This is a genomic window from Mycobacterium shunyiense (assembly GCF_058270035.1).
Genome location: NZ_JBZDPT010000047.1, coordinates 280899 through 293128, shown reverse-complemented (window position 1 = coordinate 293128; position 12230 = coordinate 280899). Strand labels below are relative to the sequence as shown.

General features: G+C 67.3%; 12 protein-coding genes. 5 read left to right on the top strand and 7 right to left on the bottom strand.

Annotated features, from left to right (window positions below):
• The first annotated feature begins 30 nt into the window (after positions 1–30).
• Positions 31–858 carry a universal stress protein gene (locus AC4ELS_RS28620; RefSeq protein ID WP_499050330.1) on the top strand — a complete coding sequence of 276 codons (828 nt, stop codon included), beginning with the start codon at positions 31–33 and terminating at the stop codon, positions 856–858.
• Positions 859–871: 13 nt separating this feature from the next.
• Here the strand turns inward: AC4ELS_RS28620 and AC4ELS_RS28615 are convergent, their stop codons facing one another.
• From AC4ELS_RS28615 to AC4ELS_RS28590, 6 genes are all read right to left on the bottom strand, one after another.
• Complete coding sequence (locus AC4ELS_RS28615; protein ID WP_498886274.1) at positions 872–1612, bottom strand: SDR family NAD(P)-dependent oxidoreductase; 741 nt, start codon at positions 1610–1612, stop codon at positions 872–874.
• 3 nt (positions 1613–1615) lie between these two features.
• The gene (locus AC4ELS_RS28610; RefSeq protein ID WP_499050327.1) at positions 1616–3190 is read right to left on the bottom strand and encodes a dipeptide ABC transporter ATP-binding protein; all 1575 of its coding nucleotides are present in this window, start codon (positions 3188–3190) and stop codon (positions 1616–1618) included.
• Positions 3187–4068, bottom strand: coding sequence for an ABC transporter permease (locus AC4ELS_RS28605; RefSeq protein ID WP_064960896.1), 882 nt, complete (start codon positions 4066–4068; stop codon positions 3187–3189). The genes AC4ELS_RS28610 and AC4ELS_RS28605 overlap by 4 nt, the downstream gene beginning before the upstream one ends.
• Positions 4065–5051, bottom strand: a complete 987-nt coding sequence (locus AC4ELS_RS28600) for an ABC transporter permease (protein ID WP_254358850.1) — start codon at positions 5049–5051, stop codon at positions 4065–4067. Before AC4ELS_RS28600 ends, AC4ELS_RS28605 begins: the two co-directional genes overlap by 4 nt.
• Positions 5048–6523, bottom strand: coding sequence for an ABC transporter substrate-binding protein (locus tag AC4ELS_RS28595; RefSeq protein ID WP_499050818.1), 1476 nt, complete (start codon positions 6521–6523; stop codon positions 5048–5050). The genes AC4ELS_RS28600 and AC4ELS_RS28595 overlap by 4 nt, the downstream gene beginning before the upstream one ends.
• A 62-nt stretch (positions 6524–6585) precedes the next feature.
• Positions 6586–6714 carry a hypothetical protein gene (locus AC4ELS_RS28590; protein ID WP_264010623.1) on the bottom strand — a complete coding sequence of 43 codons (129 nt, stop codon included), beginning with the start codon at positions 6712–6714 and terminating at the stop codon, positions 6586–6588.
• Positions 6715–6719: 5 nt separating this feature from the next.
• On the opposite strand from AC4ELS_RS28590, the gene AC4ELS_RS28585 reads away from it, so the two are divergent.
• Together AC4ELS_RS28585 and AC4ELS_RS28580 are read left to right on the top strand one after the other, a co-directional pair.
• A complete protein-coding gene (locus tag AC4ELS_RS28585; RefSeq protein WP_082941463.1) occupies positions 6720–7259 on the top strand; it encodes a hypothetical protein in 540 nt (179 codons plus the stop codon).
• On the top strand, positions 7256–8335 hold the full coding sequence (locus AC4ELS_RS28580) for a glycoside hydrolase family 183 protein (RefSeq protein ID WP_064878068.1): 1080 nt from the start codon (positions 7256–7258) through the stop codon (positions 8333–8335). The genes AC4ELS_RS28585 and AC4ELS_RS28580 overlap by 4 nt, the downstream gene beginning before the upstream one ends.
• Before the next feature lie 4 nt (positions 8336–8339).
• Here the strand turns inward: AC4ELS_RS28580 and AC4ELS_RS28575 are convergent, their stop codons facing one another.
• On the bottom strand, positions 8340–9086 hold the full coding sequence (locus AC4ELS_RS28575) for an SDR family NAD(P)-dependent oxidoreductase (protein ID WP_499050325.1): 747 nt from the start codon (positions 9084–9086) through the stop codon (positions 8340–8342).
• Positions 9087–9248: 162 nt separating this feature from the next.
• Here AC4ELS_RS28575 and AC4ELS_RS28570 point away from each other — a divergent pair, with 162 nt between their 5' ends.
• Together AC4ELS_RS28570 and AC4ELS_RS28565 are read left to right on the top strand one after the other, a co-directional pair.
• On the top strand, positions 9249–10331 hold the full coding sequence (locus tag AC4ELS_RS28570; protein WP_302050803.1) for an NAD(P)H-dependent amine dehydrogenase family protein: 1083 nt from the start codon (positions 9249–9251) through the stop codon (positions 10329–10331).
• A 63-nt stretch (positions 10332–10394) separates the two neighbouring features.
• Positions 10395–12227, top strand: a complete 1833-nt coding sequence (locus AC4ELS_RS28565; RefSeq protein ID WP_448443354.1) for an Hsp70 family protein — start codon at positions 10395–10397, stop codon at positions 12225–12227.
• The last annotated feature ends 3 nt before the right edge of the window (positions 12228–12230 follow it).

Here is a 12230-nt window from a genome sequence, read left to right as displayed (position 1 = left end):
GGACCGCACGAACGGAGCAAGGGGACGCACATGAAGGTAGTGCTCGGGTATGACGGGTCGCTGGCGGCCAACGCGGCGATCAACAGCGGCGCTGCGCTGTTCCCGGCAGCCGATGCGGTGGTCGTCTATCTGTGCACGCCACCGTTCGGCAGCAAGGGACTGCGGGCCCGGCTGCGGCACTCGGCACGCAATGTCGACGAGCTGATCGATCTTGTCGACAGTGAAAGCGAAGGTGAGGCCGCGCGACTGGTCGACACCGGCGTGATCCTCGCCCGGGCCGCCGGCTGGAATCCGGAGGCGTTGGTCAAGCGGACCTGGGCCGGAGAGGGCCTCGGGCTGGCGCAGGTGGCCGAACAACTCGAACCCGACGTGCTGATCGTCGGCGCCCGCGGCGCAGGCGCGAGCGACTCGAAGCTGGGCAGCGTCTCGGATCTGGTGGTACACCACGCCCCCCGCGCGGTGCTCGTGGTGTCACAGAACATGATCTCGGCCGAATACGAGGCGGTGGCCGACGGGCCGGTCGTGGTCGGAGTCGACGGCTCAAAGGGATCCGACCGGGCGCTTGCCACCGCCGGCGCGCTGTTCCCCGACCGCGAGGTGGTCTCGGTCGGGGTGGACGACGGTGGCGCCGTCGACGTGGCTGCCGCCCAACCTGGGCACCGCGTGCCCAGGTTCCGCGGATCAGGCGCCGGCGCCACGGCCGACGCGCTCGTGGCGTTTGCCGAGGACCAACGGGCCGGTGTCGTGGTCGTCGGCTCGCGCGGGCGATCGGCGCTGAAGAAGGTGCTGTTGGGCAGCGTGGCTGCGGCGACGCTGCAGCGCACGTACCGGCCGGTGCTGGTGGTGCCGGGCGGCTAGGAGCCTTACCTGCTCATCCGGCTGTCTTGCCCGCGTCGACGATGTAGACCGCACCGTGCACGGCGGCCGCGTCGTCACTGGCCAGGAACGCGATGGTCTTGGCGACATCGGCCACGTCCATCATTCCGCGGGGCGCAGCGATTCTCATGATGAGATTCCAGTCCGCGTCCTCCGGAGCGGCGAACTCGGTGGTCTGGGGAGTGAGCATGCCGCCCGGGCACACCGCGTTGACGCGGAGGCGCTCCGAGGTGAACTCAATGGCCAGGGCGCGGGTGAGTCCGACGAGTCCGTGCTTGGCGGCGCAATACCCCGCCGAGTAGACCTCACCTTCGATGCCCGCGATGGATGCGACATTGACGATGTTGCCGCCGGCCTCCAGCAGATGTGGCAGCGCCGCCCGGCACAGGAAGAACGGGCCGTTCAGGTTCACCGCGAGATCCTTGTCCCAGTCCTCGTCGGTCACCGACATCGTGTGGCGCATCTGGTGGAATCCCGCGACGTTGATCAGTGCGTCGAGACGGCCGAACTTCTCGACGCACTGAGCCACCGCGTCCCGGCAGGCTTCCGACGAGGAGATGTCCACCGATGCGTACGCCCCTCCGCGCACATCCTCGAACACCGTGGCCATCCGTTCGGCATCGCGGGCGACCCCGAACACCTTCGCGCCGCGCGCGGCGAACAACTGGGCCACTGCCGCGCCGAGTCCCGATGAGGCACCGGTGACGAGCGCGACCTTTCCATCCAGAGCAGTCATGGCTCACACCTTCTCACGCGGCCTGGCCGGCGGAACCGCGGCCAGCAGGGTCCGGGTGTAGGAGTGCTGCGGCGCCCTGAACAACTCGGCGGCCGGGCCGTACTCGACCACCTCGCCGGCCCGCATCACCAGCACGTCGTGGCACATCCGGTGCACCACCGCCAGGTCGTGCGCGATGAACAGATAGGTCAGACCCAGCTCACGCTGCAGCTCGGACAACAGGTCGAGCACCCGTGACTGCACCGACACATCCAGCGATGCGGTGGACTCGTCGAGGATGAGCACCTCGGGCTCGGTGGCCAGCGCTCGGGCGATGCTGACCCGCTGGCGCTGCCCACCGGACAGCTCGTGCGGATATCGGGACGCGAAATCTGTTGGTAGTCCGACGAGTTCGAGGAGTTCTTCCACCCGTGCGGCGCGGGCCCGCCGTCCTGCCGCCAACCGGTGCACCCGCAGCGGCTCACCGATCGCCGAGCTCACCCGGGCCCGCGGATCGAGTGAGGCGAACGGGTCCTGGAACACCAGGCTGATCCTTCGGCGCAACTCGCGCCCGCCGGCCAGAATGTCGTCGCCGGCCAGCGTCGCCGTGCCTGCCGACGATGCGGCCAGCCCGGTCAGTGCAGCGGCCACTGTCGATTTGCCCGAGCCCGATTCGCCCACGATCCCCAGCGTCGTCGCCCGGCGGATCTCGAACGATACGTCCTTGACCGCCTGCACCGCGCCGTAGTGCACCTCAAGTCCCTTGGTCTGCAACAGAACCGGTGTGTCGTCGGCGGCAGGTTCGGGTCCGGGGCCGTCCACCAGGGGGCGGGCGGCCAACAACTCACGGGTGTAGGCGTGCTGTGGATGATCGAATACATCGAGGATCGGCGCCTGCTCGACAGCCTCGCCGTCACGCAGCACCGTCACCTCATCGGCCACCTGACCGATCACCCCGAGATCGTGGCTGATCCACACCACCGCGGTCCCGAAATCCCGCTGCAGATCCGCCACCAGTTCGATGATCTGGGCCTGCGTGGTCACATCGAGGGCGGTCGTGGGTTCGTCAGCGATGAGCAGTTCCGGATCACAGGCCAGGGCGATCGCGATCATCACCCGCTGACGTTGCCCGCCGGACAGCTGATGCGGGTAGGCATCGAGCCGGTCCTGGGGGAGCCCGACGGCATCGAGCAGCTCGCCTGCGCGGACACGGGATTGACGGCGGGTCATCTTACGATGTGTCTCAAGGGTTTCGGTGATCTGACGTTCCAGGGTCAGCAGGGGGTTCAGCGAAGTTCCGGGATCCTGGAAGACGAATCCGATCCGGCTTCCGTGCACGGCCCGCAGAGCCCGCGCCGAGGCTCCGACCAATTGGGTGTCACCGGCCAGCGTGCTGCTCCCGGCGACGACTGCCCCCGGTGCGTCCAACAGGCCGGTGGCGGCCAGCACCGTCATCGACTTGCCGGACCCGGATTCGCCGACGATGCCGACCGTCTGCTCACGATGCACGTCGAACGACACACCCCTCACGATCTCGCGGCGGCCGATCGCGACCCGTAGATCATCGACTTTCAGCACTGGTGAGGTCGGTGAAGTCACTGTCGCCCCGCCCTTCTCGCCTCGATGGACGTTCGTTGCTTGGGGTCGAGGACATCTCTGAGACCGTCACCGAACAGGTTGAACGCCAGTACCATCACGAAGATCGCCGCACCTGGGAACACTGCCATCCACCAGGCGAGGGTGACGAATCCCTGGGCGTCGAAGATCATCCGGCCCAGCGACGGCTGCGGTGGCTGGATGCCCAATCCCAGGAACGACAGTGCGGCCTCGGCCAGGATCGCGAACGCGAGCGACAGCGAGAGCTGAACGATCAACGGCCCGGCGATATTCGGCAGGATGTGCCGAATCAGGATGTAGCCGTCTCCGGTCCCCATACTCCGCGACACAGCGACGAAGGGTTCCACCCGCACTCCCAGCGCCGACGCCCGGGCCACGCGGGCGAAGATGGGGATGTAGACGATCCCGATGGCCAACATGGTGGTGGTGATACCGGGGCCGAGAACCGCCACGATCGCCAGGGCGAGCAGCAACACCGGAAACGCGAACATCACATCGACGACGCGCATGAACACGGTGTCGATCCAGCCGCCGCGGTAACCGGCGAGGACGCCGATCAGCACGCCGATCACCGCGGCCAGCATCACCGAAACGACCGCGACCCGGAGCGACGCCGCGATCGCGACCAATACCCGCGAGAACACGTCGCGGCCGAGCTCATCGGTGCCGAACCAGTGGGCGGTGCCGGGGCCCTGCAGTGCGCTGGGCACGTCGATGTCGTTGATCCCGTACGGCGCGATCCAGGAGGCGGCGACGGCGACGATCAGCACAGCGAGTAATACCGCGGCGCTGATCGCCGTGACCGGATTGGACAGCAACAGTCGCCACGATGCGACGCGGGAATCCTGGTTTTGGGTCATGACAGCCGAATCCTCGGGTCGACGATCGCATACAGCACATCCACCAGCAGATTGATCAGGAGGAACAGGACCGCGATCAATAGCACCGCTCCCTGGATCACCGGATAATCTCGGGCGGCAACCGAATTGAAGACCAGCCGACCCAGGCCCGGCCAGGCGAACACGACTTCGACGACGATCACCCCACCCAGGATCGTGGCCAACTGGATTCCGGTGATGGTCAACACCGGCAGCAGCGCGTTGCGCACGATGTGGCGGAAGGTTACGACCGGTGGGGGCAACCCCTTCGACCGCGCGGTCCGCACGTATCCCATGGCGGCGACCTCCAGCACCGCCGAGCGCACATACCGGGTCATGATCGCGCCGGCCACCAGGCCCACGGTCAGTCCGGGCAGGATGATGTGGCGCACCCAGCCGCCCGGATCTGCAAGCAGTGGGCGGTATCCCGAGGTGGGCAACCATCCCAGCGTCGAGGCGAAGAGCCCGATCAGCAGGATGCCCAACCAGAAATCCGGGACCGACACGCCGAATTGGCTGGCGACCCGCACGATTCCGTCGCTGAGCCGACCTTCCCTCAGCGCCGAGAAGATCCCGGCGGGCAGCGCGATCACCAGGGCGATGAGGATCCCGACCACGCCGAGGGACAACGTGGCCGGCAGCCGGTCGAGCAGGGTCAGGGTGACCGGGTCACCGTTGCGGAAGCTGACGCCGAGATCGCCGGTCAGCGCGGAGCCGAGATAGGAGAAGAACTGCTCGACGATGGGCCGGTCCATCCCGCTGGCGGCGCGCAGCGCGTCGTAGGCCTGCGGGGTGTAGCGGGTGCCGAGCGCGATCCGGACCGGATCGCCGGGCACCAGATGGACCAAGGCGAATACCACGATCAGCACGCCGATGAGCACCACCGCCGAGTACAGCAGCCGTCGGGCGAGGAACTCCGCGATCGGGTGGTTGGCACGGACCTTGTTGAAAGCTGTCAGATTCACCGGGTTTCACCTCCATCCAGGTCGGCAGTGCGGAACCGGACGGCGCCGTCGCGGCGCACCTGATACCCCGACAGGTTGTTGGCCCAGGCCTGGATCACCGACGGGTTGTACAGGTAGATGTAGCTGGCCTCATCGGCGATCCGGGTTGCGGCCTTGGTGTAGAGGTCTTTTCGCTTGGAGACATCGGTTTCGGTGCGGCCGGCGTCCAGTAGCCGGTCGACCTCGGGGTCGGAGAACTTCTGGGCGTTGCTGGTGCCGTTCGTGTGGTGCTGGGCGTAGTAGAAGTCGTCCGGGTCGATGTTTCCCAGCCAGCCCATCATCAACATGTCGAAGTGTCCGGTGTTCTGTTCATCGAGCCACGTGGCGAAGTCCACGGTGCGAATGTTCACCGTGATGCCAAGGGGCGCAAGGTTGTCGGCGATGATCTGGGCTGCCGTCACCGTCTCGGGGTACTCGCTGGTCACCAGCATGCCCAGGTCGTGCGGCGCGGCACCGGCTTCGGCGAGGAGTTTTCGCGCTTCTTCGACGGAGTAGCGGTAGCGGTGGTAATCGGTGAACCACGGGCTGCCCTGCGGGATCGCCAGTTGATTGGTCGCGGCGGTGCGATAACTGGTGGCCGTGGCGATCGCGTCGCGGTCGATGCCGTATGCGATGGCCTGCCGCACCCGCGGGTCGTTCCACGGCGCGCGGGCCTCGTTGAGTGCGAGGTACCAGTAGTCGTTGCCCGGTGTGACGGCCAGTGTCAGCGAATCGTCATCACGCAGCTGGGAGACGCGCTGTGGCGGTACCGAATCCGTCCAGTCGATCTCGCCGGCCTGCAACGCCGACAAGGCCGTCGTCGGCTCGGAGATGAACCGGAACGTCACCCCCGAAATCGGGGGAGGGCCGCCCCAGTAGTGCGGGTTGGCCTTCAGGGTGATGGAGTCACCGCTGCGGCGTCCGGCGAACGAGAACGGACCCGTGCCGACGGGATGGGTTGCGATCTGGCCGCTCTCGACATTGGCCCGCTGCACGATCGCCATGCCCTTGAATCCGCCGAGATTGGTCAGCAGATTCGGCGTGGGCCGGCGGACCGTGATCCGGACGGTCGCGGGATCGAGCGCGGTGACGCCGCTGACGGCGCTGAACTTATCGACGTTGGTCAGCTGCTCGTCGATGATGCGCCGGTACGAATACACCACGTCGTCGGCGGTCAGCGGGGTGCCGTCGTGCCAGCGGACGCCATCGCGCAGGTGAAAGGTCCAGACCAGTTGGTCGTCGCTGACATCCCAGGACCGGGCGAGCGCGGGACGCATCTGCAGGTTCTCGTCCGGTTCGACCAGCGTGTCGAACACGTTCTCCAGCACCTCGAACGAGAAGTAGGCACTGGTGCGGTGCGGGTCGAGTTGATCGGGTTCCCCCGCGATGGCCGCGATGAGGTTGCCCGCCGATTCGTCGCCGAGGTCTACCCGACTGCCGGTGGAACAGGCCATCGAACAGGCGGCCAGCACGAATGCCAGGACTGCTGCCAACGTTTTCACCGCTGGTCGTGTGGTCACGATTTCTCCAGGATCACCGCGGGCGATCCGCCAGTGCGCTCACCCGCTGGGGCCGTCAGGCAGGTCCAGATTGACGCGTATGGGCCCATACCGGTGACGACGCTGATGAAGACTGCGATACTCACCCATTGTGACCTTCAAGCGCACGGCGGCCGCGACCGCCCTGATGTCGACCCTGGGAATCGGACTCAGCCTGGGGGTTGCAGCTCCTGCACAGGCCGAGCCGCTCATGCAGGGCATCTACAACTACACGCAGGAGGGCATCGCGCACGAGTCCTGGTCGGTCTGGCCGTCCTGTGTCCCGACCGTCGGTGATCTGCGCGAGCCGCTGGAGTTGGCGGTGGCGTGCCGACTGCACGTGGAAACCACCCGCGGCACCAAGGGCGGCGATGCCCGGCTGACGGGCGGACAGTGGGTCTATTCAACTGCGGTGCTCGAGGGCATCAAGTGCTCGGATGGCAGTTGGGCGCCGACCAACGAGACCTACAAATTCGACGACATCGCACTCACCGGCACCCGCAGCGTCGCGAACAACGAAGCCTGTGGCGGTACGTTGGCGCCGGCGATCCACACCTTTCCGTTCAGCTTGAAGTACGACCGGCCGCTGCAGATTCCGGTCGACACCTATCCGCTGAATTGTCAGACCTGGGGCCTGCGCTTGTGCATGTGAGCGGTGCCGTCCCGTTGATCGACGGCAAGGTCGTCGACATCACCGGGCCGGGACGCACCGACCGGTTCGGGGTCACCGCCACCGATCTCGGCGCGTCGATCATCGCCCCCAACGGCAAGTTGGTGTCGGTGTTCGGTGACACGTTCTCCGGCAGCCGCGTCGGGCAGGGCGACTGGCGTTCACCGGTGGTACTGATCGGCACCGGCGACGCCAACCACGAGATCGTCTACGAAACGGCCGGTGGACCTGACCCCGCCTATGCGCGGCAACTGTGGGATTACCTCCATGACGACGAGGCATCCGGATGGCGGCGCGGCGGCATCAGCACCGTGATCCCGTCGGATCTGCTGCGCGTCGGCGACTCGCTGTACCTACACGCGATCGTCAACCATGGCTTCGGCACGGTCATCTGGACCGAGATCTGGCGCTCTGACGACAGCGGGGTGTCCTGGACCCATATGGGGGAGCAGGCGAAGTTCCCGGCAGATCTGCACGATGGTCACGCGCAATGCTGGTCCTGGGACTTCGACCCCCACGATGGTTGGGTATACGTGGTGGCGACCGGATTTCAGCGCGACAAGGGCATCATCCTGATGCGGGTGCGGCCCGACCAGATCGGCCGGCGGTCGCAGTACTCCAGCTGGGGGTTCGTCAACGGGCGCTGGCAGTGGGGAACCCAGGCCACCCCGATCACCCCACCCGACGAGCACTGGGGTGAGCTGACCTTTCGCCGCACCGCCCCCGGTCGATGGGTCCTCGGCGGATTCCTGGCGTCCTCATATGCGTTGGGCTACCGGGTGGTGTCCTCGCCAGTGGCCAACATGTACACCACCCCGGTTCAGACACCGATCACCGGATCGTCGTGGGACGCCGAGGACCAGGCGGACAGCAAGGTCGCCCAGCTGTACGGCGGCTATCTGCTGCCGGGCTCGCGCTTCGGCGTCACCGGCGGTGTCGGGCTGGTGGTCTCGCAGTGGCGCACCGACACCGGATGGCCATACCGCGCAATGCAATTCAAGTCCACGCTGAAGGACACATCCAGGAAACCGCAACGGCCCGACCCGATCAACCTGTGAGCGATCAGGCGGTGAAGCCGCCGTCGACGTTCCAGTTCGCCCCGGTGACGTAGCTCGACTCCGGGCCGGCCAGGAAGCTCACCACGGCGGCGATGTCGCTGGTGTGCCCGTAGCGGCCCAGCGCGGTGGTTTGCCTTACGACATCGGCGAATTCACCTTCGTCGGGATTCAGATCGGTCGCGATCGGACCGGGTTGCACATTGTTGACGGTGATACCTCGGGGTCCGAGATCGCGGGCCAGTGCGCGGGTCAGCGAGGACACCGCACCCTTGGTCATCGCATACACCGCGGTGCCGCCGGTGGGGACCCGGTCGGCGTTGATGCTGCCGATGTTGATGATCCGCGATCCCTCACCGAGGTGGCTGACCGCACTGCGGATGGCCGAGTACACCCCACCGATATTGATGGCGACCAGCCGGTCGAACTGCTCCTGCGGAAACTCCTCGATCGGTGCCATGTACGCGGTTCCGGCGTTGTTGACCAATACGTCCAATCCGCCGAGCGCACCCACCGCCTCCTCGACGGCACTGGACACCTGCGCCGGATCGGCGCTGTCGGCCTGGATCGCGACGACCTTCGCGCCGTCCGCACTCAACTCGCCGACCAGTTTGTCGGCCTCGGCGGCTGAGGCCCCATAGGTGAAGGCCACCGCGGCACCGTCGGCGGCGAGCCGTCGCACGATTCCCGCGCCGATTCCACGGGATCCGCCGGTCACCAGTGCGCGTCGTCCGGCCAGTGTGTTTGTGCTCATCGGAGTCCCTCTCGTCGTGAGTTCGAAGCTGTGCGAAACCGATCGATTACTAAGGACATGCGGCCGGGCGACATCGATGCCCGGTGTGACTGGTATCACGGCGCGCACATCTGTCGACGGGCTGGCCGGAACCGCCACGGGGAGGTAGGTAGTACACCTAAGGTGAACGCCGTGACGAAACGAGTTGTGGTCTGGGGCACCGGTTTTGTGGGCAGCATGGTGATTGCCGAGATCATGCGGCATCCGCTGTTCGAGCTGGTGGGCGTCGGTGTCAGCAATCCGGAGAAGGTGGGCCGCGATGTCGGCGAGATCTGTGGTCTGGGCGCTCCGGTCGGCGTCACCGCCACCGACGACATCGACGCGCTGATCGCGCTGAAGCCAGATGCGCTGGTGCACTACGGTCCCACCGCGGCCCACGCCGACGTCAACATCGACGTCATCACCCGGTTCCTGCGGGCCGGTATCGATGTCTGCTCCACCGCGATGACGCCGTGGGTGTGGCCCAAGATGCACCTCAACCCGCCCAACTGGATCGAGCCCATCACCGAGGCGTGCGAGGCAGGCGGGGCGTCGTGCTTCACCACCGGAATCGATCCCGGCTTCGCCAACGACCTGTTCCCGATGACCCTGATGGGCCTGTGTTCGGAGGTACGCCAGGTGCGGGCCTCGGAGCTGCTCGACTACACCAACTACACCGGCGACTACGAATTCGAGATGGGCATCGGCAGACCGCCGGAGAAGCGGGCGCTGCTCGAAACTCCGGACATCCTCATCTTCGCTTGGGGCGCAACGGTTCCGATGATCGCGCACGCCGCGGGGATCGAACTCGACGAGATCACCACCACGTGGGACAAGTGGATCACCCCCGACGAACGCAAGTCCGCCAAGGGCATCATCCCGGCCGGCAACGTCGCCGCGGTGCGGTTCACGATCAACGGCGTGTACCGCGGCGAGACCCGGATCCAGCTCGAACATGTCAACCGGATCGGCCTGGACGCCGCGCCGGACTGGCCATCCGGAAACGACAACGACGTCTACCGCGTCGACATCGAGGGCACCCCGAGCATCTCCCAGGAGACCGCGTTCCGGTTCACCGACGGTTCCGGTCGCGATGCCGCTGCCGCGGGCTGCCTGGCCACCGGACTGCGCGCGCTCAATGCCGTGCCTGCGGTGAATGAACATTTGCCCGGCTGGGTGACTCCACTGGATCTACCTCTGATTCCTGGGTTTGGCACCATTCGCTAGGTAACGCCCGCCGCGTCAAACGAGATGGAATACCGGATAGGGTCCTTCTCGAAACGGGGTGACATGGCTGACGGGATCGGGTTGTCGATCGGATCGACGAACCTCACAGCGGTAGTGGTGGGCCGCGCCGCGGTGACGCGGTCGCCGGTGCTGACGCTCTTCCCTCACCGGGCTCCCGAAGTGGGGGTACCCAGCGAGAACCCCAACCTGAACGAACGCGGTCTGATTCTCACCGACTTCGTCGAGCGGGTGGGCGACCCGGTCGGGATGCTGGCCCCTGACGGCTCGTCACACCGGGGCGAGGCCGCGCTGGCAGACGCCCTGGCGGCGCTGCTGCGCACGCTGACCGGAGGACGCCCGCCGGCCGATCCGATCGCGGTCACCCACCCCGCGCATTGGCGGCCCAACCAGGTCGAGGCGTTGCGCGCCGAACTCGCCGCCGTCGGCGGCTTCGGAGATCCGGCCCTGGTGCCCGACGCGAAGGCGGCGCTGGTCGCACTGCAGGACAACCCCGGGGTGCCCACGCGCGGTGTGATCGCGGTGTGCGACTTCGGGGGCAGCGGCACCAGCATCACCCTCGCCGACGCCGACCGCGGCTTTCAGCCGATCGCACCGACGATCCGGCACCCCGACCTGTCCGGCGACCTGATCGACCAGGGACTGCTCACCCACGTGGTGAACGACCTGTCGGCGGCCGGAACGATCGACCTGGCCAGCACATCGGCCATCGGGTCCCTGGGCCGCCTGCGCGCCGAGTGCCGGCGGGCCAAGGAGCGCCTGTCCACCGAATCCGTCACGGCACTGGTCGCCGAACTCCCGGGCCATCGCAGCGACGTGCGGCTGAACCGCAACGAACTCGATGACGTGATTGCCCAACCACTGCGTGAGTTCATGTCGGTCCTGCAGGGCGCGATTGAACGCACTGGGCTGCGCCCAGGCGAACTCGTCGCGGTGGCGTCCACGGGCGGCGGCGCCCGGATCCCGGCGATCACGACGACGCTGTCCGAACATCTGCGCGTACCGGTCATCACGGCGGCCCAGCCGGAGCTGACCCCGGCCATCGGCGGTGGTCTCATCGCGGTGCGCGGCACCGTGGAGGACGGGAAGACGGCCATGGCCCCGGCCTCCATCGCAGCGGCCCCGCCGACGCAGGCCGCGGCCCTGGTGGCGCCCGAACCTCCCGCCGCGCCACAGGCGTTGGCCTGGTCCGACGCCGAGAACGTGCCCGACGTCGCGCCGGTCGATGACTACCGGGTCGAAGAGTACGGCGACGACTACGGGGCCGACTTCGATACCGGTTTGGACGCTGCGGGTGGCGGACGGACCACGGCGCGACCGCAACTCGAGTTCGGTGAGCGGGAGCTGACCGAACGCGACGAGATCGCAGCCCGGCCCTGGTATCGGCGGCCGCCCGTGATCCTGGGTGCCGGCGCTGCCGCGGTGTTGGTCGGTGTTGTCGCGGTGTTGGTGAGCATCATGGGGAGTGACGAGCCCACCCGTCCGGCGTCCACCTCCAAGGCGGTGACGTCGAGCACCGCAGCCCCCGATGAGCAGGCGCCCGCAACGCCGGTCGACCAACCGGACAATGACCAGGCGCCGCAGACCGTCATCCGCGAGGCGCCGGCCCCGCACACCGTGACGCAGACGGTGGAGCAGCCGGCCCCCGAGGCGCCGCCGGTGACGGAAAACCCGCCGCCCGCCGAGACACCGCCCCCGCCGACGACCACGGAAGCGCCGCCGACGACCACCGAAGCGCCCGTCACCACCACGCAACCGCCGACCACCACGCAGGCGCCCACCACGACGCACGCACCGTGGAGTCCGACCGCCCCGTATCCGACGATCCCTGGCCTGCCATGGGTGCCGGCACCCGGTGGCGGTCACACCGGCGGCTGAGGC

Coding starts and splice junctions, on each gene's coding strand:
- AC4ELS_RS28605 (WP_064960896.1), bottom strand. CDS start 4,068: ATGACCCAAAACCAGGATTCCCGCGTCGCATCGTGGCGACTGTTGCTG.
- AC4ELS_RS28565 (WP_448443354.1), top strand. CDS start 10,395: ATGGCTGACGGGATCGGGTTGTCGATCGGATCGACGAACCTCACAGCG.
- AC4ELS_RS28620 (WP_499050330.1), top strand. CDS start 31: ATGAAGGTAGTGCTCGGGTATGACGGGTCGCTGGCGGCCAACGCGGCG.
- AC4ELS_RS28595 (WP_499050818.1), bottom strand. CDS start 6,523: ATGGCCTGTTCCACCGGCAGTCGGGTAGACCTCGGCGACGAATCGGCG.
- AC4ELS_RS28575 (WP_499050325.1), bottom strand. CDS start 9,086: ATGAGCACAAACACACTGGCCGGACGACGCGCACTGGTGACCGGCGGA.
- AC4ELS_RS28615 (WP_498886274.1), bottom strand. CDS start 1,612: ATGACTGCTCTGGATGGAAAGGTCGCGCTCGTCACCGGTGCCTCATCG.